This window comes from Micromonospora sp. WMMD710, assembly GCF_029626045.1.
Lineage (GTDB): Bacteria > Actinomycetota > Actinomycetes > Mycobacteriales > Micromonosporaceae > Micromonospora.
Genome location: NZ_JARUBD010000001.1, coordinates 3700311 through 3722798, shown reverse-complemented (window position 1 = coordinate 3722798; position 22488 = coordinate 3700311). Strand labels below are relative to the sequence as shown.

General features: G+C 71.3%; 19 protein-coding genes and 1 pseudogene. 12 read left to right on the top strand and 8 right to left on the bottom strand.

Going from position 1 to position 22488, the window contains the following annotated elements:
• Positions 1–37: 37 nt before the first annotated feature.
• Together O7620_RS17065 and O7620_RS17060 are read right to left on the bottom strand one after the other, a co-directional pair.
• Complete coding sequence (locus O7620_RS17065; protein ID WP_278123762.1) at positions 38–1900, bottom strand: RICIN domain-containing protein; 1863 nt, start codon at positions 1898–1900, stop codon at positions 38–40.
• A gap of 185 nt (positions 1901–2085) precedes the next feature.
• Positions 2086–3612, bottom strand: coding sequence for a cell wall anchor protein (locus O7620_RS17060; RefSeq protein ID WP_278123761.1), 1527 nt, complete (start codon positions 3610–3612; stop codon positions 2086–2088).
• A 305-nt stretch (positions 3613–3917) separates the two neighbouring features.
• Here O7620_RS17060 and rsmD point away from each other — a divergent pair, with 305 nt between their 5' ends.
• The 9 genes and pseudogenes from rsmD (at position 3918) to O7620_RS17015 (ending at position 11908) form a co-directional block, all read left to right on the top strand.
• Positions 3918–4481 carry a 16S rRNA (guanine(966)-N(2))-methyltransferase RsmD gene (gene rsmD, locus O7620_RS17055; RefSeq protein ID WP_278123760.1) on the top strand — a complete coding sequence of 188 codons (564 nt, stop codon included), beginning with the start codon at positions 3918–3920 and terminating at the stop codon, positions 4479–4481.
• Positions 4478–4966 (top strand): pantetheine-phosphate adenylyltransferase, encoded by a 489-nt coding sequence (gene coaD / locus O7620_RS17050; protein ID WP_278123759.1) that lies wholly within the window; start codon positions 4478–4480, stop codon positions 4964–4966. The genes rsmD and coaD overlap by 4 nt, the downstream gene beginning before the upstream one ends.
• Before the next feature lie 262 nt (positions 4967–5228).
• A complete protein-coding gene (locus O7620_RS17045; RefSeq protein ID WP_151490827.1) occupies positions 5229–5726 on the top strand; it encodes a hypothetical protein in 498 nt (165 codons plus the stop codon).
• A gap of 110 nt (positions 5727–5836) precedes the next feature.
• Positions 5837–6400, top strand: coding sequence for a YceD family protein (locus tag O7620_RS17040; protein ID WP_151490826.1), 564 nt, complete (start codon positions 5837–5839; stop codon positions 6398–6400).
• A gap of 5 nt (positions 6401–6405) precedes the next feature.
• Entirely contained in the window at positions 6406–6579 is a 174-nt protein-coding gene (gene rpmF / locus O7620_RS17035) for a 50S ribosomal protein L32 (protein WP_030335284.1), read from the top strand.
• A 114-nt stretch (positions 6580–6693) separates the two neighbouring features.
• The gene (locus O7620_RS17030) at positions 6694–7677 is read left to right on the top strand and encodes a phosphate acyltransferase PlsX (RefSeq protein ID WP_151490825.1); all 984 of its coding nucleotides are present in this window, start codon (positions 6694–6696) and stop codon (positions 7675–7677) included.
• Positions 7674–8393: pseudogene (gene rnc / locus O7620_RS17025) on the top strand (ribonuclease III); the annotation flags it as partial. The gene O7620_RS17030 and the pseudogene rnc, both read left to right, overlap by 4 nt.
• 217 nt (positions 8394–8610) lie before the next feature.
• Positions 8611–9468 (top strand): bifunctional DNA-formamidopyrimidine glycosylase/DNA-(apurinic or apyrimidinic site) lyase, encoded by an 858-nt coding sequence (gene mutM, locus O7620_RS17020; RefSeq protein WP_151490824.1) that lies wholly within the window; start codon positions 8611–8613, stop codon positions 9466–9468.
• Positions 9469–9688: 220 nt separating this feature from the next.
• Complete coding sequence (locus O7620_RS17015; protein WP_278123758.1) at positions 9689–11908, top strand: MMPL family transporter; 2220 nt, start codon at positions 9689–9691, stop codon at positions 11906–11908.
• A gap of 46 nt (positions 11909–11954) precedes the next feature.
• Here O7620_RS17015 and O7620_RS17010 read toward each other — a convergent pair whose 3' ends face one another.
• Complete coding sequence (locus tag O7620_RS17010; RefSeq protein WP_278123757.1) at positions 11955–12797, bottom strand: endo alpha-1,4 polygalactosaminidase; 843 nt, start codon at positions 12795–12797, stop codon at positions 11955–11957.
• 117 nt (positions 12798–12914) lie between these two features.
• Positions 12915–14030, bottom strand: coding sequence for a CAP domain-containing protein (locus O7620_RS17005; RefSeq protein WP_278123756.1), 1116 nt, complete (start codon positions 14028–14030; stop codon positions 12915–12917).
• Between the two features lie 373 nt (positions 14031–14403).
• Here O7620_RS17005 and O7620_RS17000 point away from each other — a divergent pair, with 373 nt between their 5' ends.
• From O7620_RS17000 to O7620_RS16990, 3 genes are all read left to right on the top strand, one after another.
• Entirely contained in the window at positions 14404–14598 is a 195-nt protein-coding gene (locus O7620_RS17000; protein WP_007456482.1) for a hypothetical protein, read from the top strand.
• Positions 14599–14947: 349 nt separating this feature from the next.
• The gene (smc, locus tag O7620_RS16995; protein WP_278123755.1) at positions 14948–18562 is read left to right on the top strand and encodes a chromosome segregation protein SMC; all 3615 of its coding nucleotides are present in this window, start codon (positions 14948–14950) and stop codon (positions 18560–18562) included.
• Positions 18562–19182 carry an HAD-IA family hydrolase gene (locus tag O7620_RS16990; protein ID WP_278123754.1) on the top strand — a complete coding sequence of 207 codons (621 nt, stop codon included), beginning with the start codon at positions 18562–18564 and terminating at the stop codon, positions 19180–19182. Before smc ends, O7620_RS16990 begins: the two co-directional genes overlap by 1 nt.
• A gap of 7 nt (positions 19183–19189) precedes the next feature.
• Here the strand turns inward: O7620_RS16990 and O7620_RS16985 are convergent, their stop codons facing one another.
• The 4 genes from O7620_RS16985 to O7620_RS16970 all read right to left on the bottom strand — a co-directional run bounded on the left by O7620_RS16985 (position 19190) and on the right by O7620_RS16970 (position 22480).
• The gene (locus O7620_RS16985; RefSeq protein WP_151490818.1) at positions 19190–19723 is read right to left on the bottom strand and encodes a DinB family protein; all 534 of its coding nucleotides are present in this window, start codon (positions 19721–19723) and stop codon (positions 19190–19192) included.
• Between the two features lie 47 nt (positions 19724–19770).
• Positions 19771–20265 (bottom strand): universal stress protein, encoded by a 495-nt coding sequence (locus O7620_RS16980; protein WP_192580335.1) that lies wholly within the window; start codon positions 20263–20265, stop codon positions 19771–19773.
• 9 nt (positions 20266–20274) lie between these two features.
• Positions 20275–21894, bottom strand: a complete 1620-nt coding sequence (locus O7620_RS16975; RefSeq protein WP_278123753.1) for an MDR family MFS transporter — start codon at positions 21892–21894, stop codon at positions 20275–20277.
• A 145-nt stretch (positions 21895–22039) separates the two neighbouring features.
• The gene (locus O7620_RS16970; RefSeq protein WP_278123752.1) at positions 22040–22480 is read right to left on the bottom strand and encodes a MarR family transcriptional regulator; all 441 of its coding nucleotides are present in this window, start codon (positions 22478–22480) and stop codon (positions 22040–22042) included.
• Positions 22481–22488 lie beyond the last annotated feature (8 nt).

Sequence of the window (22488 nt, the reverse complement as noted above, 5' to 3'; positions counted from 1 at the left end):
GGGTGGTCGGCTCGGGGTGCGCCGTGGTCTGCCGACGTCAGTTGGTCGCCTGATCGAACACGCAGGCACTTGAAATTCCGTCGTCCCCGTCAGGGATTTCGGCCAACTTGCTATGGGCTCGAACCTGAATTTCCCCGCCCTTCCCCAAGATGTCAAGGTGAAGATGAGCGGTATGGTCGGTATTGTTGATGACGGATGACGTTTGGTTGTCTACGGCATGCCCGTTATCGAATTTGTCTCTCGCACCAAACCCATCATGGGCGGCAAGGTCCACGTCGCAAGGCAGTTTCATCCCATTGCTGATATTATGCGCGACAGGGTGGACGCCGCCGCGGAAGTTCGCCTCCTCGTACAAGCACAACTCGCCCTCGCCGCACGGACCTGGGTCACCGGGGTTGGGGTCTGCGTTGCCGGGGTTGGGGTCTGCGTCGCCCGGGTTGGGGTCTGCGTTGCCGGGGTTGGGGTCTGCGTCGCCCGGGTTGGGGTCGGGATCGCCGGGGTTGGGGTTTGCGTCGCCTGCGTCGCTATCGTGCGGTTTGAGCGAGAACGACTGGGCGTTGGTCTGCTTGCAGCTGAGCACGACCAGCCGGATCCCGTTGCCCAGCGCCGAATCGGGGACGCTCAGGCATTTCCGGCTGTTGCGGCTGATGAAGTGGTAATAGCCACCGTCCTCTTTGACGGGCCGCCATTCCTGGTTGGTCCCACCGACGTACGACCAGGTCTGGATCTTGGCATTGTCCTTGGTTGACCTGTCGGTCACGTCGAGCACCTGCTTCTTGGTGTCCCGCCGCAGGATTCTGACGAAACCCCCGTCGACTGCCAGGAACTTGAACTGCTGCGCCTTCGAGTCGGTGCAGTTGCCCTGTTGAATGGCGGTGCCACTGCTGATACCGTCGTCGCGCGCCTCCACGCACTTGCCGCTGTTCTTGTTGACCAACGAATACCAGGCTTTGCCGCCGTTATTGTTGATCAACGAATACGTGACGGGGTCGATGAAATCCCCGGTGGACGGGCTCTCGCTGCTGGGACGGCCACCGAGCCAGCGCAGGCCGTTGATCATCCACTGGTTCTGCTCATCGCTGTCGAACGTGGACGACTTCTGGATATTCTTGTTGTAGGGCCTCGCGTTGTGGCCGAAATTCGCGTACAGCATCTTGTAATTCTTGTTGGTCCACATCACCGGAATGGAACCGGTCAACTTTTGTCTGGTGCCGACCGGGATGCTGGATTCGTCGATCGACGCGATCACGTCGATGTCCGGATTCCGCCCCAGGTCGTTGCTCCACGTGTACCACTCGCTCACCGACGACTTGATGGTCGCCGGCAGCCCGGCGGTGGAGGGATGGTTCCGGTCGTTTATCCGCAGAACTGCCGTGGTCGGATCCCAGGAGTTGTTCCTGAAGTTCCCTGACCCCAGGAACGTGTTGTAGTACCAGTCCCAGGAACCCGCGTTCTGAGTGAACGCACTGACGTGGAAGCCCATCCAGGCTCCACCGTTGTCCATGTACCGCTTGAATCCGGCCCGCTGTCCGCCATCGTGCGGGGCGTCGTTGAGGAACATCACCACCTTGTAGTTCGACAGATCACCGGAGAGGCGGCCCCAGTCGGTGGTGCTTTCCCAGGTGAAACCACTCTCCTCGCCGAGCCGGGGGAATCCTGCCTTCGCATCATTGACGAAGTCGTCATGAGCGGAGTCGCCGCTCTGGGCGTTGTAGAACGCGAGAACCCTGAAGTTCGCCGGCGCCGCATCCGCGGTCGGATGCACCGCGATGCCGATCGCAACGGCGACGGCCAGGCCGAGGCCGGCGGCGATCCCGCGATCGACGAGCCTTCCAGGTAGAGAAAACGCCAACGTGTTACCTCTCAATCGGGCGAGCGGTCCGAAATGGTGGGCGTCCATACAACGGAGGTTTCCGGATCCGGTTCAGAGGTAATTTCCATGATCGACCTGGCTGGCCCGTCGAGCAGGACGTCCCGCATGGCTCGCGCGGTGCGCTGGCTGTGGGTCAGGTGCCGCCGACAGAAATGCCCGAGGGCGCGCCGACCGGATGGTCGACGCGCCCTCGGGCTTCAGCGCAGGTCAGGTCAGGCGGTGAAGGTCACCCGACGCCGACGGGCGATGATGAAGAGCACCGCGCCCGCGATCAGCAGGGCGACCGCGCCGGCGGCGATGCCGCCCGCCGCCGCACCGGTGAGCGGGAGGCTCGGCTCCTCGCCGCCGCCGCCGCCACCGGCGCCGCCGCAGTTGCCCTCCGGCGTGTAGATGGCTTCCATCTCAAGGTCCATGTCGGGCAGGGCGACGATCGCCGTCTTGTCCTTGCCGGCCTTGAAGGTCACCGTCTCCGACGCGCCGGCCGCGACCGTACGGGTCTCGGTCTTGCCCTCGTAGGTGAACGTCGACTTGACCGGGAGCCCACCCTCGGGGTTGGTCACGGTGAGGGCGAAGGTCTTGCAGTCGGCCTTGGTGGTGACGGCCGGCAGCGGGCAGTCCTCGGGACGCTGCCACGAGTACGTGCCGTTCTCGATGACCTTGCCGTCGACCAGCACCTCGATCTTGCCGGCGTCGGCGGCGGGCACCACGATGCTCGTGTCGGCCTTGCCGGGCGCGACGGAGACCTTCTTGGTGAAGCCGTTCTCGCCCTTGACCTCGAACTCGACGGCGTACTTGCTGATCTTGCCGTCGTTGCTCAGCGAGACGGCGACCGAACCGTCGCACGTGGACGCGAAGGTCGAGGCCGGGGTGGTGCAGCTCTTGCTGCCGCCGTTGTACCAGCCCTGCGGGCCCTTGGACCGGTTGCCCGGGGCACCCGGCGAGCCGAGCTTCTTGTTGTCGTAGCGCTTGCCACCGTCGACCAGCTCGTCGATGACCTCGTCCTTGCCGCCCCAGATCAGGTCGACCTGGGTGTGGCAGTCCGGGATCTCCACGTTCAGCGTGATCTCGGTCTGGGTGCCACCGATCCAGTCGCTGTCCGGAGTGCCGTAGACGTACTGCGGGGTGGCGAACTGCGGCCGCGGCGCGAAGTACGAGACCAGCGTGAACCACTGCTTGCCCTCGCCGCAGAGCGGCAGGTCGCCGTCGAGCTTGACGGTGGCCGTCCCCTTCGGGCCGTCGAAGGTGTGGCTGTACTTGGCCTTGTCGACCTCGACGCACTTCGGAGCCGGGGTGCAGGACTTGTCGGCCGCGAGGTTGATCTCGCCGTTGGCGGTGTTGTTCGCCGTGACCTTGTCGCCCTTGATCCACTCGGCGTAGACCTGGAGGTGTGCCACGGTGGTGTTGCCGGGCACGCGCTGGGTGGCCAGCTTGTAGGAGGCCTGCGGGATGACCAACCCCTGCAGCGGCTTCGCTTCCTTCACGCCCTCGACCAGAGAGGTCACCGGGGTGTTCGGGTCAGCGGTCACCCTCTGGACGGTCGCGTCCTTCTTGTCTTCGCTGTTCACCACCTTCCAGGTGATCACGCGCTCGCCGGTGAGCCGGTCACATTCGGCGGTGGCGGTGATCGTGGTGTGGTGTGCGCTGGCTGGGGTGGCGACCGCGACGACCCCGGTGAGGCCGATGAGGGCGGCTCCCAGGATGGCCAGCGGTCGCTGGAGCGACAGCTTGGGACGGATCACAGGTACTCCTGGAGTGCTGAAGCGTCAGGGGTGTGGCACGGGAGTGACAGTGGACGGTCACTGCACGTCCGATCGGAGAGGCGCCCTCCCGAGCCGCGGGTCGGTGGGTTGCCGCCGACACCCGGCAGACCCTAGCGAGATCGCCGCGCGTGATACAGCGCTCAGGATCTGCTAAGACGGATGTTATGAAGTTGAGATCATAGATATACGAGAAGTGATCACATGATCTGCGTGGCGGCACCGACCGTGTCGGCTGGCGGGTCCGACGGGTCGCGTAGCGTCGGGGTCATGAACAGGAGGAGACGGTGACCCGGATCGTGGCCGGGTCGCTCGGTGGCCGGCGGATCGCCGCGCCTCCCGGCGCCGGCACCCGACCGACGTCCGACCGGGTCCGGGAGGCGCTGTTCAGCGCCGTCGAGTCCGAGGTCGATCTCGACGGCGCGCGCTTCGCCGACCTGTACGCCGGTTCCGGCGCGGTCGGTCTGGAGGCGCTGTCCCGGGGTGCCCGGCACGTGCTGCTGGTGGAGTCGGACCCGAAGGCGGCCCGGGTGATCCGGGAGAACGTGACGACCCTGCGGGCCGGCTCCGCCGTACGGCTGGTCACCGGCAAGGTGGCGACGGTACTGGCGGCCGGTCCGGACGGCGACCCGTACGACGTGGTCTTCGCCGACCCGCCCTACGCGGTGCCGGACGCGGAGATCACCGCGCTGTTGACCACGCTGGTCGACGGCGGCTGGCTGGCGCCCGACGCGCTCGTGGTGGTCGAGCGGTCCCGCCGGACCAGGGAGTTCGACTGGGTGGATGGGATCACCCCGCAGCGCAGTCGCCGGTACGGCGAGACCACCCTTTGGTACGGTCGCCGATCATGAGACGTGCGGTGTGTCCCGGCTCCTTCGACCCGGTCACCAACGGACACCTCGACATCATCGGTCGGGCCAGCCGGCTGTTCGACGAGGTGATCGTCGGCGTGCTGGTGAACCAGTCGAAGAGTGGCCTGTTCACCGTCGAGGAGCGGATCGACATGCTCCGCGAGGTGACCGCCTCGTACGGCAACGTGCGGGTCGAGTCGTTCCGGGGGCTGCTGGTCGACTTCTGTCGGGCTCAGCAGGCGAGCGTGCTGATCAAGGGCCTGCGGGCGGTCAGCGACTTCGACTACGAGTTGCAGATGGCGCAGATGAACATCGGTCTGGCCGGCGTCGAGACGCTGTTCATGCCGACCAACCCGCTCTACTCGTTCCTCTCCTCCAGCCTGGTCAAGGACGTGGCCAAGTGGGGTGGCGACATCTCCGCCCACGTCCCCGACCCGGTCCGCGAGGCCCTCCAGTCCCGCCTGGGCCCCCCACCCCGGACCTGACCGCGCCCTGCGCCCCTCCACCCCGCGCCGATCGTGCACCTACTGTTCCCGGATCGCCCCCTTACGGGGTGCTTTGCGGCGACCGAAAGTGCACGATCGGCGAATCAGGTGGTGCGGCGGCGGGGAGTGACGGCGTCGCGACGCGCCGGGTTGGGGTGGATGGGGCACGTGTGGGGCGGGCACGACATGATTGACAGAGCGGGGAACCGGCCGTAGCCCGCATCATGGAGGTCGGCCGACGAACGACAGGAGTGAGGTACCGGTGGACCCGCTCGATCGCATCGACGAACTGATCGCCTTGGTGGAGCAGGCCCGCTCCGTCCCGATGTCGCGGAACAACTGCATGGTCGACCGGGGCGAGATGATCGCCGCCCTGGACGAGATGCGCGCGGAACTCCCCGCCGACCTGCGCCGGGCCGCCGCGCTCCTGGACGAGCGGGACAAGATCATGGAGGCCGGCAAGCGCGAGGCGGACCGGATCATCAGCGAGGGTGAGGCAGAACACGCCCGCCTCGTCTCGGTGAACGAGATCACCGTCTCCGCCGAGCACGAGGGCGCCCGGATCATCGCCGAGGCCCGCGCCGAGGCGCAGCGCCTGCGTGAGGAGGTCGACGACTACGTCGACACGGCGCTGGCCAACTTCGAGCAGTTCCTCACCCGGGCCCTCGCCTCGATAGAGCGTGGGCGCGACAAGATGCACGCGCTCCGCGAGATCGGCACCTTCGGTGGGGATGAGGCCGAACGCCCGCTACCCTTCTGAGCGGCACCTCACCAGCCGACATTCTCGGGCGGGCGTCGCCCCCGGTTCGACGGTCCGGCGGTCGCCCAGGTAACCTTTTTTGTCGGCCTCTCACCGGCCGGAGTCTGACTATGCCCAAGCACTCGCCATCGACACTCGACCCCAGGTCGCCGCTGGTCCTCGACACGAGGGACCTGCCGCGCCGCCCTGGTGCGTTGCGTGAGGTCCAGCGGGTCGTGCCGGCACCGGCGGACCTCGGTGTGGAGTTGATCGGCGTGCCGGAGGGCGCGGACCTCAACCTCGATCTGAGGTTGCAGTCGGTGTCCGAGGGTGTGCTCGTCTCCGGGACCATCACCGGTCCCATCCGGGGCGAGTGCGGGCGCTGCCTACGCGAGATCAACGAATCGATGGCCGTGACGATCCAGGAGCTGTACGCGTACGAGAACAGCACCACGGACGCCACGACCGACGAGGACGAGGTGGGCCGGATGCAGGGCGATCTGATCGACCTGGAGCCGGCGCTGCGGGACGCGTTGGTGCTCACGCTGCCGACCAACCCGCTCTGCCGGGAGGACTGCCCAGGACTGTGCCCCGAATGCGGGGCGCACTGGGACGATCTGCCGGCCGACCACAGTCACCAGCAGATCGACCCGCGTTGGGCGGGCCTGTCGCAACTGACCCGTACAGAGGAGTAAGAACCGTGGCCGTCCCGAAGCGCAAGATGTCGCGCAGCAACACCCGGTCCCGCCGGGCGAACTGGAAGGCGACCGTGGTCGCGACCGTCGCGTGCCCGCAGTGCAAGTCCCCGAAGCTGCCGCACGCCGCCTGCTCCGTCTGCGGCACCTACAACGGCCGCCAGGTTCTCGAGGTCTGACCTGGACGCCGAGTGACGCCCCCGACCTCAGGTCGGGCGGCGCGCGCACCCTGGCATTCGCCCGGTGCCCCGGCTCCCTCCGACGCCCGCCGGCCCAACCCGGTCGGCGTTCCAGTGGAGCCGGGCACCGCGCGGATCGCCGTTGACCTCCTCGGCGGGGACGATGCTCCCGCCGTCGTGGTTGACGGCGCTCTGCGAGCTGTGCGCGCCGACCCGGACCTGCACCTGCTGCTCGTCGGCCCGACCGAGGTCGCCGACGAGCTGATCGCTGCCCTTGATCCCGCCCAACGGGCCCGGATCACGGTCCGGCCGGTCCGCGATGTCGTGGGCATGGCCGACCATCCCAGTGCCGCCCGCGCCGAGAGCACCGTGCGGGCCGCGGTCACCGCCGTGCGCGACGGGACCGCCGACGCCCTCGTCTCGGCCGGTTCCACCGGCGCCACCGTCACCGCTGCCGTCCTCGGCCTCGGCCGCTGGCCGGAGATCCGCCAGCCCGCCCTGGTCGCCACCCTGCCCGCGGTCGCCGGTCCGGTCGTCCTGCTCGACGTCGGCGGCTCGCTGGAGCCCCGCCCCGCCACCCTCGCCCGACACGCCGTGATGGGCGCCGCGTACGCCGCGGTGGCCCATTCGGTCGCCGAGCCCCGGGTCGGCCTGCTCTCGGTCGGCACCGAGGCCGGCAAGGGCGACCGGGTCCGCCGGGCCACCGACCCGCTGCTGGCCGTCGAGCCGCTGCCCGGTGGGGCGCGCTACGTCGGCCTCGTCGAGGGGTACGACGTGGCGCTCGGCGCGCGCGCCGATGTGGTGGTCACCGACGGCTTCACCGGTAACGTGCTGCTCAAGGCCATCGAGGGCGCGTACGCCATGGCCGGCGGTCCACCTGTCGGGGGCGGCGCCCCCCGCGCCGCCGCACTGCTGGGCGTGGCGGGAACGGTGGTCGTCTGCCACGGTTCCGCTCGCGCCGACGATGTCGCCTCCGGCATCGCCCTCGCCGCCCACCTGTGGCGGCGGCGCGCCACCGACCTGGTCTCCGCCCTGCTCGACGGCGACGTCGCGACGGAGAACACCGACCGCTCCACCGACACCGAGGTACGCACATGAGCAACGACAAGCGGCGGCGGGCGTCCGTCGGTCACCTGGAAGCCGCGTTCGGCGTGAGCCTGGAACCGGAGCTTCTGCAACGCGCGCTGACCCACCGCTCGTACGCGTACGAGAACGGCGGTCTGCCCACCAACGAGCGGCTGGAGTTTCTCGGCGACTCGGTGCTCGGCGTGGTGATCACCACGGCGCTCTTCCACAACCACCCGGACCTGCCCGAGGGGCAGCTCGCCAAGCTGCGCGCCAGCGTCGTCAACATGCGGGCGCTCGCCGACGTGGCCCGTGGACTGGGCCCGGACGGCCTCGGCGCGTACCTGCTGCTCGGCAAGGGCGAGGAGACCACCGGCGGCCGGGACAAGGCGAGCATCCTCGCCGACACCCTGGAGGCCCTGCTCGGGGCGATCTACCTGCAGTACGGGCTGGACACCGCGGGGATCGTCATCCACCGGCTCTTCGACCCGCTGATGGCCGAGTCGGCCGGGCGGGGCGCCGCGCTGGACTGGAAGACCAGCCTCCAGGAGTTGACGGCGGCGCTCGGGCTCGGGGTGCCGGAGTACCGGATCGAGGGCACCGGCCCGGACCACCTCAAGACGTTCACCGCGTGGGTGGTGGTGGCCGGCAACCGGTACGGCGGCGCCGAGGGGCGCAGCAAGAAGGAGGCCGAGCAGCGGGCCGCGGAGGCGGCCTGGCGGACCCTCGCCGACCAGAACGACCAGGACGGTTCGAACGGCCAGGACGGTCGGGCCGACCAGGACGGCTCGGCCGATCGGGAGTCGGTGGGGCCGCTGGAGCGGGCGGAGCGGGCGGCCCGCACCGAGCAGGCCGACCACCTGGCGCAGGTGATGCCGGCCGACGTCGCGGCACAGGAGTCGTCGACCAGCGGCGCGGCCCAGACTTCGGTCGGTGCTACCGAGGACCACGAGGCGGGATCACGGCGTGCCTGAGCTGCCCGAGGTGGAGACCGTCCGGCTGGGGCTGGCCCAGTGGGTCACCGGCCGCCGGATCGACTCGGTGGAGGTGCGCCACCCGCGTGCGGTCCGCCGGCACGTCCCCGGTGGCGCCCACTTCGCCGACGTGCTCGCCGGCCGTACGGTGCTGGACGTCCGACGGCGCGGCAAGTACCTGTGGCTCCCCCTGGACAGCGGCGACGCGGTCATCGGGCACCTGGGCATGTCCGGGCAGCTGCTGCTCCAGCCGCCCGGCACCCCGGACGAGACGCACCTGCGGGTGCGGTTCCGGTTCGCCGACGACGGCCCGGAGTTGCGTTTCGTCGACCAGCGCACGTTCGGCGGGCTGTCGGTCAGCGAGGGTGGCGCGGAGCTGCCCGCGGAGATCGCGCACATCGCCCGCGACCCGATGGACCCGGAGTTCTCCGACGCGGCGTTCGTCGCCGCGCTGCGCCGGCGACGCACCGAGGTGAAACGGGCACTGCTCGACCAGACCCTGATCTCCGGGGTGGGCAACATCTACGCCGACGAGGCGCTCTGGCGCGCCCGGCTGCACGGTGCCCGACCCACCGACGCGTTGACCGGCCCGGCCGCGCAGCGCCTGCTCGGTCATGTCCGGGACGTGCTCGCCGAGGCGATCAAGGAGGGCGGCACCAGCTTCGACGCCCTCTACGTGAACGTCAACGGTGAGAGCGGCTACTTCGACCGGGAGCTGAACGTCTACGGGCGCGAGGGTGAGCCGTGCCGGCGGTGTGGCACACCGATCCGCCGCGAGGCGTTCATGAACCGATCCTCGTACAGCTGCCCGCGCTGCCAGCCGCGGCCCCGGGGTTCCCTTCGGGGTTGACCCGGAGCCGGCTCCGGGTCGGTACCGGCGGGTCGCGGCCGGACGCTCCGGGGTGCACCCCCCAGCCCGCCCGAATCGCCGGTCCACGCCCGCCGACCGACCCGCCGGCACGGTGGACCGGTTCCGGGACGGGCCAGGGCCGATCCCCGATGTGACCGCCTCGTCACGTTCCTAACGTCAGCACCGTTGACAGGGGGTTGACGGGACAGGGGGACGCGAGATGGGCAGCAGACCGGTGACAGTGCGGATGGCGCGGTGGAGCGCCGAGCACCCGTGGCGGGCCATCGCACTGTGGGTCGTGTTCGTGGCGGTGTGCTTCGTCGGTGGCAACGCCGCCGGTCTCAACGAGGCCACCAGCGGCGACCAGGCGATCGGCGAGGCGGGACGGGCCGGCCTCATCGTGGACTCCGGCGCCTTCGCCGACCCGGCCGTGGACATCGTCCTCATCACCTCCCGGGGCGGTGCGCTGGACCAGGCGGCGGCGAAGGCCGCCGCCGACGACGCGACGGCCCGGCTGCGCTCGGTCACCGGGGTCGCCGAGGTCGGTCAGCCCGTCTCCGCCCGGGACGGTTCGGCGCTGCTGCTGCCGATCACCATGTCCGGCGACCCGGAGACGGCGTCGGACCGGGTGCAGCCGCTGCGTGACGCGACCGCAGCCGTGCAGGGCGCGCATCCGCAGGTACGCGTCGAACAGGTCGGCGGGCCGTCGATCGGCCAAGCCCTCGACGACACCCTGGGCAAGGACTTCAAACGTGCCGAGCTGCTCAGCCTGCCGGTCACCCTGGCCATCCTGATCATCGCGTTCGGCGCGCTCATCGCGGCGAGCGTGCCGGTGCTGCTGGCGCTCTCCTCGGTCGCCGCCGCGATGGGTCTGTCCACCCTCGCCTCCCACCTGGTGCCGGCCACCGACACCACGTCCCCGGTGATCCTGCTGATCGGCATGGCGGTCGGGGTCGACTACTCGCTGTTCTACATCCGTCGGGAGCGTGAGGAACGCGCCAAGGGCCGGTCCGGCCTGGACGCCGTGGAGATCGCCGCGGAGACCTCCGGGCACGCCGTCGTGGTCTCCGGCTTCGCCGTGATCATCGCGATGGCCGGGCTGCTGCTCGCCGGCGACGTCGTCTTCTCGTCCCTCGCCGTCGGTTCGATCCTGGTGGTCGCCGTCGCGGTCACCGGGTCGCTGACGGTGCTGCCCGCCCTGCTGGCCAGGCTCGGCCGCTGGGTCGACCGGCCCCGGGTGCCGCTGCTCTGGCGGTTGACCGCCCCGCGTACCGGCCGGCACGGGCAGCCCCGCGCGCCCCGGCTCTGGCCCGCCGTGCTCCGGCCCGCGCTACGCGCGCCGGTCGCGACCCTGGTGATCTCGGTCGGGCTACTGCTCGCGCTGGCCGCGCCGGCGCTCGGCATGAAGCTGAAGTTCCCCGGCATGGAGGACCTGCCGCGCACCACGCCGGCCATGCAGGCGTACGACCGGCTCACCGCCGCCTTCCCGAGCACCGGCACCAACCACGTGGTGGCCGTCCGGGCGCCCGCCGAGCAGGCCGACCGGGTCCGCGCCGCGCTCACCGACCTGGCCGGCCGGGCCGCCGGTGACCCGCTGTTCGCCCCGACCGAGGCGGACGGCCCGAAGATCCAGGTGTCGGCCGACCGGCGGGTGTCGGTGCTGGACGTCGCCACCCCGTACTCCAGTCGGGACGACCGGTCGGTGCGGTCGCTGGAGAGGCTGCGCGCGGACCTGGTCCCGGCCGAACTGCGCAGCATCCCCGGCATCGAGTACGCGGTCGGCGGCAGCGTGGCCGACAGCGAGGACTACGCGGCGCACGTCCGGAGCACGTTGCCGCTGGTGATGGGCTTCGTGCTGGTGCTCACCTTCCTGGTCATGGTGCTCACCTTCCGATCGGTGGTGGTGGCGGCCAGCTCGATCGTGCTGAACCTGCTGTCCGCCGGAGCCGCGTACGGGCTGCTGGTGCTGGTCTTCCAGGGTGACTGGGCCGAGGGGCTGCTCGGCTTCACCTCGATGGGCGCCATCGTGTCCTGGCTGCCGCTGTTCCTCTTCGTGGTGCTCTTCGGACTCTCGATGGACTACCACGTGTTCGTGGTCAGCCGGATCCGCGAGGGGGTCCGGGCCGGCATGCCCAACCGCGACGCGATCTCGTACGGGATCACCTCGTCGGCCGGCGTGGTGACCAGCGCGGCGATCGTGATGGTCGGCGTGTTCTCGATCTTCGCCACGTTGAGCACGATCGACATGAAGCAGCTCGGCATCGGCCTCGCGGCGGCCATCCTGCTGGACGCCACGATCATCCGGGGAGTGGTGCTGCCGGCGCTGATGACCCTGCTGGGCGACGCCAACTGGTGGGCACCACGCTTCCTGCGCGAGCGTCCGGCATCCGCCCCCGCCGATCCGCCGGCCCCCGCCCCGGAGTTGGTGCCGGTGCCCTGAACGAGGTGCTGACGGCCGGGCCGCGACCGTGGCCCGGCCGGCCCTCTCAGGGCAGCGGGCAGGGCGCCCGCCAGGCGTCCAGCGTGCGTTCCTTGCGGATCGAGGCGAAGCCGTAGCCGATGGTCGTGACGCAGAAGTCGTCGGTCGAGCCGGTGTACTCGACGTGGAAGACGGGCTTGCCCGCGTCGGCGAACGGCAGCAGCTTGGCGCACTGGGCCAGCCGGACGCACTCCTCGTTGACCGCGAAGTCGAAGTCGGGCGCGAGCGCGGCGAGCTGCGGCACGTCGTTGACCAGGCCGGGGGAAAGGCTCAGTTTCCGGGCCAGCTCGGCCAGCCGGCGGTTGAACAGCAGCTGGTCGTCGAAGTCGAGGGGAAAGCCGGTGCGCGACGCGTACCCGTCGGCGTCGGCGAACGCCACCGCGCCGAAGCCCTTGCCCCGGCAGAGCCGGAACCGGTCGGCCAGGACCGGCTCCAGCGCGTCCCACGCCCGGACGTCCAACCACCGGCTGCCGGCCCGACGCCCGACCGAGCCCTGCACGGCGTCCGGGAGGCGGCTGGCGTCCGGGTCGGTCGCGCGGGCCGACCCGACGTACACCTGGCAGATGAGCCGGCGGTTGCGGGAGCGCAGCTCGGCGGTCTGTGCGGCGGTGGTGTCCACCGGGTCGAGCAGGAAGACGTCCGCGTCCACCGCCGGGTCGAGGGGGCCACTGAGCTGCCACTGCCACTGCCACTGGCGGGACTGGTCGGACGGCCACGCGGTGGGCGCGCCGGGCGGGGTCAGCTCGGCCCGGCAGCCGTACGCCGGCACCACCAGGACCGCCGCGAGGCCGGCGGCCAGGACGCGGCGCAGTGGGCGCGTCGCGGCGCGACGCCGCGGCCGGATCCGCATCGGCAGCTCCCGGGTCGCGGGCGGCCCGTCGCCGCCCTCGGCCGGTACGCCGGCCCCACACTCGGCCCGACGTACCTCACCGGGTCAAACGAGCGCGGGGGCGCGGACGACGCGCGGTCAGCGCGGCGCCGCGAAGACCTGCGTCCAGTACGGGCCGTTGCTGCTGGCGATGCCGACGCCGATCTCGGTGAACGCGCAGTTCAGGATGTTCGCCCGGTGACCGGAGCTGTTCATCCAGGCGTCCATCACGGCGGCTGGGGTCTTCTGGTTCCAGGCCACGTTCTCGCCGTAGGTGCGCCACGCGTAACCGACGCGGTCCAGCCGGACGCCGGCGTTGCTGCCGTCGCTGCCGGTGTGCGACATGTTCTGGTGGTCGGCCTGGTCCTGGCTGTGCTTCTGGGCGGCGGTCATCAGCTTGTCGTCGATGCTCAGCGCCTTGCAGCCGGCCTTGGCCCGCTCGGCGTTGACCAGGTCCACCACCTCGCGCGCCTGGCTGCTCACGGTGCCGCTGGAGCCGCCGGAGCCGTTGGCGGTGCTCGGCGCGCTGCTGCGCGGGGCGCTGCGCCGCGACGCCGCGGTGGTCCGCGACGACGCCGGGGTGGGCTGCACGGTCTTGCTGGGCGACGGGCTCGGCTGGGCCGCCGTGGTCGTGCCGCTCGGGGAGGGCGCGGCGAGCGTGTCCAGGGTCGGCTGGTCGGTCGGCGCCGCCGACGCGGCGTACGTGTCGTCGACGGCCGTCGGGTCGCCGGCCGGGTCGTCACCGGGCATCGCGAGCGCCCCGACGCCGAAGCTCACCACGAGGGTGGCCGCCGCGGCGGCACCGCCGATCATCAGCGGTCGACGCCAGCTGCGCGGGGAACGGTGCCGGCCCTGGCCGGACCGCTCGGTGGTGGCATCGGCGCGCCAGCCGTCGGTCGTCCCCGTGTCGGCGCGCCAGTCGCCGGTGGTGTCGGCGCTGCCGTGCCAGCCGGCGGTCGGGTCGTCGGCCGGTTGGTGGGCCGTCCAGGCGGGGGGGTGCGCGTCCCGCGGCCCGGCGGGGACGTCCGGTTCGTGGTCCCAGCGGGCGGTGGGCTGCTCGCGCTGCCACTCGTCGCCGGGCCGGTCCGGGTCGTCGCCGAACAGGTACGCCGAGCGGGGTTCCGGGCGGTCGGTCAGCCAGTCCGGCTCGTCTGTCTGCCGCTCGGCGCGCCGGGGTGCGCCGTTCGGGTCCATCGGGTCGGTCCAGCCGTACACGCCTCTGCCTCCACGGGGTCGGTTGTTGGCCGGGGTGACGCTACGACTCGCCCGCGACCTGCGGCAACGTGGCTAAGGAAGAGTTAAGGGGAAGTCGGACGCCAAGGTGCTGACTTCCCCGGATCCGGGCGTACAGTAAAGGCGTCCGGACAGAGAGTGTCCGTGCCGAGAAGGCAGCCCCCCGACAAGTGGACAGGTCGACGTGGAGATGATCTACGGCCTGCGAGAACTTGACGAAGGAGGGATTTGCGGCTCAATATATAGGTGTCGCCAGTCGCGCCCGGTCATGCCCAGATACAGCCTGGAATGACAGCCGCGTACAAATGGGCGCGCGTTGGCCGGCCTTTCCGGCAGCGCATATCAAGGAGTCAGCATGGCGAAGGCCCTCTACGGCCACGTAGGTGCAGCGCCCGACCGGCGTCTGCTCGACGAGGTCACCCGACTGCGTGCCAGGGTTCAGGCACTGGAGTTCGAGATCACGCGTCTGCGTGCCGACAATGATCGGCTCGCGGCGGCTGCGGCGGAGGCGGACGACCTGCTCCGTCTGGCCGAACCGGCGTTGACCTGATCTTCGGGTCGGAAAACTGAATCGCACCATCGCAGAAAAGCGCGCCGACACGTCACGTGCCGGCGCGCAACGCTGTCCGGCTCTGTTTCGCGGCCGACGATTTCTGATCTTGCACTGGGTCGCATCGGAAACGCGTCGGCACTTTCCGAGAAACGGGCCGACCGACAATCCGATCATGAAAGAGGCTTGCCTTTCCGCGTGACCGTCGGAACGCATCCCGTGCCCTCGACCGACGCCCTCCGGGGCGGGTCGCGTGCCGGCCCACTCGCGCCACCGGGTTAGTCTGCGGGTTCACCCAGGTCCGCGCAGCCGGCGACGGTACGGCGGCCACCGGACGAGGATCGAGAAGGTGTATCTCAAGAGCCTGACGGTGAAGGGCTTCAAGTCCTTCGCCTCCGCCACGACGTTGAAGCTGGAGCCCGGGATCACCTGCGTGGTGGGCCCGAACGGCTCCGGCAAGTCCAACGTCGTCGACGCCATCGCCTGGGTGCTCGGCGAGCAGGGCGCCAAGGCGCTGCGCGGCGGCAAGATGGAGGACGTCATCTTCGCCGGCACCGCCGGCCGCGCGCCGCTGGGCCGCGCCGAGGTCACCCTCACCATCGACAACACCGACGGCGCGCTGCCCATCGAGTACACCGAGGTCTCCATCACCCGCCGGATGTTCCGCTCCGGCGAGAGCGAGTACGAGATCAACGGAAACTCGTGCCGGCTGCTCGACATCCAGGAGCTGCTGTCCGACTCCGGCATCGGCCGGGAGATGCACATCATCGTCGGTCAGGGCCGCCTTGACGGCATGCTGCACGCCAAGCCGGAGGACCGCCGCTCGTTCATCGAGGAGGCGGCCGGCGTCCTCAAGCACCGCAAGCGCAAGGAAAAGGCGCTGCGCAAGCTCGACGCGATGCAGACCAACCTCAACCGGCTCACCGACCTCACCGCGGAGCTGCGCCGCCAGCTCAAGCCGTTGGGCCGGCAGGCGGAGGTGGCCCGCCGGGCGGCCGCCATCCAGGCGAACCTGCGCGACGCCCGCCTGCGACTGCTCGCCGACGACCTGGCGACCCTGCGGACCACCCTGGACCGGGAGATCGCCGACGAGACCGCGCTGCGGGAGCGGCGCGAGCAGATCGAGGGTGAACACGTCGAGGTGCAGGGCCGGCTCGGTGAGCTGGAGACGGCCCTCGCCGAGGACGCCCCGCTGCTCGCCGCCGCCCAGGACACCTGGTACAAGCTGTCCGCGCTGCAGGAACGCTTCCGCTCCATCGAGCAGTTGGCCCGGGAGCGGCTGCGGCACCTCAGCGCCAGCGGCGACGACGAGCGGCCCGGCCGCGACCCGGAGCAGCTGGAGGCCGAGGCGGAGCGGGTCCGCGAGCAGGAGGAGGACCTGCGCGCGGCGCTCACCGACGACCAGATCCGGCTGGCCGAGGCGGTGGAGCACCGCCAGGAGCTGGAACGGCAGCTCGCCGCCGCCGAACGGGAACTGGTCGCCGCCGCCAAGGCCATCGCCGACCGGCGCGAGGGGATGGCCCGGCTCACCGGCCAGGTCAACTCGGCCCGGGCGCGGACCACCAGCGCTGGCGAGGAGATCGAACGGCTCGCCGTCGCGCACGCCGACGCGTTGACCCGTGCCGAGCAGGCGCAGGCCGACCTGGACGCGGTGGCCGCACAGTCCACCGAGGCGGACCGGGACAACGCCGACCTGGACGCGCGGCACGCCGAGGCCGTCGCCGAGCAGGAACGGGCGCAGGCAGGCGTCCGATCGCTGGCCGACGCCGAGCGGGCGGCGGAGAAGGACGCCGCCACCTGGAAGGCCCGCGAGGAGGCACTCGCCCTGGGCCTGCGCCGCAAGGACGGGGCGGGCGCGCTGCTCGCCCGCGCCGGCGACGTACCCGGCCTGCTCGGCAGCCTCGCCGGGCTGCTCACCGTCGCTCCGGGCAACGAGGCCGCGCTGGCCGCCGCGCTCGGCGGCCTCGCCGACGCGGTCGCCGTCAGCGGGGTGGACGAGGCCGTCGAGGCGATGCGGCTACTGAAGATCTCCGACGCCGGCCGGGCCGGTCTGCTGGTCGGCAGCCCGGCCGGGCCCGGCATGACCGGCTCCGCCGACGCGCTGCGTCCGAAGCTGCCCGACGGCGCCCGCTGGGCACCCGACCTCGTGGAGTGCTCGGCCGAGTTGCGCCCGGCCGTGCACCGGGCGTTGCGCGACGTGGCACTCGTCGACGATCTGGCCGCCGCGGCGGAGCTGGTCGCCGGAAACCCCGAGCTGCGCGCGGTCACCCCCGACGGTGACGTGGTCGGGGCGTACGCGGCGGCCGGCGGGTCGGCCAAGGCGCCCAGCTACATCGAGGTGCAGGCGGCCGTCGAGGAGGCCCGCACCAACCGCCTGGCCGCCGAGCGGGCCGGCGCGGACCTGCGCGACCAGCTCGTCGAGGCGCGCGCCGAGGTGGCCGCCGCCAAGGAGACCGTGCAGCACGCCGCCGCCGAGAAGCGCGAGGCCGAGAGCCACCGCAACGCCGCTGCCCGCCGGCTCGCCGAGCTGGGCGCGGCGGCCCGATCGGCGAAGGCCGAGACCGACCGGCTCGGCGAGTCCCGCTCCCGCGCCGAGGCGGCCCGGCAACGGGACCTCAGCACGCTCGACGAGCTGGAGGAGCGGCTGCGGCTGGCCGAGGAGACCCCGGTCGACGCCGAGCCCTCCACCGAGGAACGGGACCAGCTCGCCGCCATGGTGCCGCAGGCCCGGCAGAACGAGATGGAGGTCCGGCTCGCCGTGCGTACCGCCGAGGAGCGTGTCTCCTCGATCGCCGGCCGGGCCGACTCGCTGGCCCGGCAGGCCACCGCCGAGCGGGCCGCGCGGGAGCGCGCCGCGGCCCGGCGGGCCGCGCGCACCCGGGGTGCGGGCATCGCCCGGGCCGTCGCGGGCGGCGCCCGGGAGGCCCTCACCCGGCTCACCACGTCGATCGCGGCGGCCGAGGAGCACCGCGACGCGGTCGCCCGGGAACGCGCCGGCCGCGAGGCCGAGCTTCAGGAGGTACGCGGGGCAGCCAAGCGACTCGGCGCGGAGCTGGAGCGGCTGACCAGCCAGGTACACCGCGACGAGGTGGCCCGTGCCGAGCAGCGCCTGCGCATCGAGCAGCTGGAGGCGAAGGCCGCCGAGGACTTCGGGCTGGACGTGGAGACGCTGGTCGCCGAGTACGGCCCCAACCAGCCGGTCCCGCCCACTCAGGTCGACGTCGCGGCGGCCGAACGCGACGGGCTGCCGGTGCCCGAGCCGGTCCGCTACGAGCGGCCGGTGCAGGAGAAGCGGGCCGCCAAGGCCGAACGTGAACTGGCCCTGCTCGGCAAGGTGAACCCGCTCGCGTTGGAGGAGTTCGCCGCGCTGGAGGAGCGCTTCAAGTTCCTCTCCGAGCAGTTGGAAGACCTGAAGGCCACCCGGCGGGACCTGCTCACCGTCGTCAAGGACGTCGACGAGCGGATCCTGGAGGTGTTCGCCAGCGCGTTCGCCGACACCGCCCGGGAGTTCGAGCAGGTGTTCACCGTGCTGTTCCCCGGCGGCGAGGGCCGGCTGATCCTCACCGACCCCGACGACCTGCTCACCACCGGCGTCGAGGTGGAGGCCCGACCGCCGGGCAAGAAGATCAAGCGGCTGTCGCTGCTCTCCGGCGGCGAGCGGTCGCTGACCGCGGTGGCCATGCTGGTGGCGATCTTCCGCGCCCGACCCAGCCCGTTCTACATCATGGACGAGGTGGAGGCGGCCCTGGACGACGTGAACCTGGGCCGGCTGATCACGTTGCTGGCACAGTTGCGGGAGAAGAGTCAGCTGATCGTCATCACGCACCAGAAGCGGACGATGGAGATCGCTGACGCGCTCTACGGGGTGACCATGCGCAGCGGGGTCACCCAGGTGATCAGCCAACGGCTCAACCGGGCCGACGAGGACGACCAGCGGCGCGGCCGCGGCGAGGAGAACGGGTAGTGGCTCGGGAACGCGCGACGGCGCTCCTGCTGGATCTGGACGGCGTCCTGCGCCGGTTCGACCCGGCGGTCGCCGCCGGGGTGGAGCGGGAGTACGGCCTCGCCGACGGGGTGCTCACCGAGATCGCCATGCAGTGGGGCCGGCTCCAGCCGGTGCTCACCGGCCAGGTCAGCCACGCCGAGTGGGTGAGCAGCGTGGCCGACGCCCTCGCTGAGCCGGCGGGCGGCCCGGACCGGGCCCGGGCGGCGGTCGAGCAGTGGCAGCGCTACCGGGGCGAGGTGGACACCGAGGTGCTCGACTTCGTCCGGGAGGTACGCGCCGCCGGGATCAGGGTCGGCCTGGCCACCAACGCCACCGACCTGCTCGACGCCGACCTGGCCGCACTCGGCCTCGCCGACGAGGTGGACGTGGTGGTCAACTCCTCGACGCTGGGGGTGCACAAGCCGGCCCCGGAGTACTTCCAGGCCGCCTGCCAGGCGCTGGCCACCCCTGGGGCGCGGGTGCTCTTCGTCGACGACGAGGACTGGGCCGTGCGGGGCGCCCGCTCCGCAGGCCTGTCGGCGCACCGCTGGGGCGGCCACGCCGATCTGCGCTACCTGCGGGCCGCCCTCAGCTACTGAGCGCCGGTCAGTCGCCGGTGACGCCGTCGACGCGTTCCCGGATCAGGTCGGCGTGGCCGTTGTGTCGGGCGTACTCCTCGATCATGTGCACGTACACCCAGCGCAGGCTGAAGGTGCGGGCGGCGCCGTCGCCGCGGGTCAGCGTGAACGTCTCGTCCAGGGATCGCCCCTCGGTCGCCGCGCGGGCCGCGTCGACCTCGGCCCGGAAGGTGGCGAAGGCGGCCTCCGCGTCCGCCTCGGCCGCGGCGTGGAATTCGGCGTCGTTGTCGGTGTCGTAGTCGAAGAGGTCGGGCAGGTCCTGGCCGGCGAAGCGCTGGCGGAACCAGGACCGCTCGACCTCGGTCATGTGCAGGACGAGCCCGAGAAGGCTCAGGTCGGACGGCTCGACGCTCGCCGTCCGCAGTTGCTCGGCGGTCAGGCCGGCGCACTTGTGCAGCAGGGTGTCGCGGTGGTAGTCGAGCCAGCCCTCCAGCATCGCGCGCTCGTCGGCGACCAGGGGCTCGTCTCTGCGGTCGATCTCAGGTGCTCTCCACGTCGTCATCGGGCCATCCTGCGACCCGGGTACGACAAGCGCGACCGAGATTCTTGTCAGGGCACCACCACGACGGGCCAGCGGCCGGTGCGGACCAGGCGGGTCGCCACCGAGCCGACCAGCCGGTGACCGGCCTGCTCGGAGGCGCCCACCACCACCATGTCGGCCTGGAACTCGTCGGCCGCCGCGCACAACTCGCCGTACGCGTCGCCGCGCCGGACCAGCAGGGTCACCGGAATGCCCCACTGCTCGGCCCCACGGCGGCACTCCCGGCGCAGCTCGTCGGCCAACTCGTCGTGGGTGCGCTGGACCGCGCCGGCGTCCATCCCGGGCACCAGGGCGGTGAGCCCGCTCGCCGAACTGACGAAGACGACCACCAGGGCGGCTCCCTGCCGGCGAGCCATCCCGGCGGCGTAGGAGCCGGCCCGCTCGGAGGTACGGGTGCCGTCCACGCCCACCATGATCACCCGCGGGCCGTCCGTGCCGCGTTCGAAGGGCAGCGGGCGGGTCCGGGGGCCGTACTCCTCGCGGTCCGGTGCTCCCACGCTCATCGCTCTACCTCACCTCTGCTCGCCGGTACGGACGACGGCTGCTCCGGCACCGGCTGCGAGGGTCGATTCCCGCTCGACCTCGTCGGAAACCGGGTTGCCGTTGTGCTGGCGCAGCGGCACCTCCTTGATGAAGGTCACCGCGATCAGGGCGAGCAGCGCGAAGGGAGCGGCGGCCAGGAAGATGTCACCGGCGCCGTGGCCGTACGCGCTCTCCACCACGACCCGCAGCGGGCCGGGCAGGGTGTGCACGTCGGGCAGGGTGCCGCCGCTGCCGGAGCTGGACGCCGGGATGCCGAGCTGGGCCAGCCCGTCGGCGGTGTAGTCCTTGACCTTGTGGGCCAGCACCGCGCCGAGGGCGGAGACGCCGATCGCGCCGCCCAGGCTGCGGAAGAACGCCACCACCGAACTGGCCGCGCCGAGCTCGTGCGGGCCGACGGTGTTCTGCACGGCGAGGACGAGGTTCTGCATGGTCAGGCCCAGGCCGACGCCGATCAGCACCATGTAGACGCTGAGCAGGGTGAAGCTGGTGTCCGCGCGCAGCGTGCCCATGAGGGCGAAGCCGATGGTGAGCAGCACCGAGCCGGCCACGAGGAAACGCTTCCAACGGCCGGTCCTGGTGATGATCCGTCCGCCCACCGTCGAGGCGACGAGCAGGCCGAGGATCATCGGCAGGGTCATGAGGCCGGACATGGTCGGGGTCTGGCCGCGGCTGATCTGGAAGTACTGGCCGAGGAAGATCGACGCGCCGAACATGCCGACACCGACCGCGATGCTGGCGACGACGGCGAGGCTGATGGTGCGGTTGCGGAACAGTCGCGGTGGGATCATCGGCTCGGCGGCCCGGGTCTCCACCCGGATCGCCAGCGCGCCGAGGACCAGCGCGCCGAGCACCATGACGGCGGTCTGCCAGGACGCCCAGGCGAACTGGTCGCCGGCGAGCGAGACCCAGATCAGCAGCACCGAGACGGCCGCGGTGATCAGGGTGGCACCCCACCAGTCGATCTCCGCCTTACGCTTGGTCACGGGCAGGTGCAGCGTCTTCTGCAACACGATCAGCGCGACGATGGCGAACGGCACGCCGACGTAGAAGCACCAGCGCCAGCCGAGCCAGGAGGTGTCCACGATCACGCCGCCGATCAGCGGGCCGCCGATGGTGCCGACGGCCATCACGGCACCGAGGTAGCCGCTGTAGCGACCCCGCTCGCGCGGGGCGATCATCGTGGCCATGATCACCTGGGCCAGTGCGGTGAGGCCGCCCGCGCCGATGCCCTGGACCACCCGGCAGGCGATCAGCTCACCGGTGCCCTGCGCGAGGCCGGCCAGCACCGAGCCCAGGACATAGATCCCCAGGGCGAGCTGGACCAGGGTCTTCTTGCTGGTCAGGTCGGCGAGCTTGCCCCAGATGGGGGTGGTCGCGGTGGTCGCGAGCAGGGCCGAGGTGACCACCCAGGTGTACGCGGACTGGCCGCCGTGCAGTTCGGTGATGATCCGCGGCAGCGCGTTCGAGATGACCGTGGAGGAGAGGATCGCGACGAACAGGCCCAGCAGCAGGCCGGAGAGTGCCTCCAGGATCTGCCGGTGGGTCATGGTGACGGCGGTCGCCTGGGTGGGCGCTGTCGCCTGGGTCATCGTTGTTGCCTCCGAGCGGAGTCGAGGTGGAACGGCGGTTGACCTGGTACGCGTGGGCCGCCTGGGAGTTGCCCGAAGCAACCGAGCCTTGGTTGCCTGAAGCAACAACTTGTGGGACCGGCACCGTATTCCCCGCCGCGCGGCGCTACTGCCAGGAGTCGTTGAACCGACCCAACAGCCGGGCGAACTCCTCGACATCCCGCTCCGGCCAGCCGTCCAGGGCCCGCAGGAACTCACCCAGCCGCGCGGCGCGGGCCACGTCGAACCGGTGCTGCCCCTCCTCGGTGAGACTGATCTGCGCGGCCCGCCGGTCGCTCGGGTCGGGGTCGCGGTGGACCAGCCCGAGCGCCTCCAGCGCGTTGATCTGCCGGCTCAGCGTGCCCTTGCCCACGCCGAGCCGCGCCGCCAACTCGGTCAACCGGATCGACCCACTACGCCGCAACCAGAGCAGCAGCCCGTAGGTGTTCGGTTCGAGGTTCGGGTGCACCTCGCGGGCGATCTCCCAGGAGACCGCCCGGCCACGACGCAGCAGAGCGGTCAACTCGTGCTCGACCGCCCGGATCGGCTCCGGCAGGTGCTCATCCACGGCCTAGA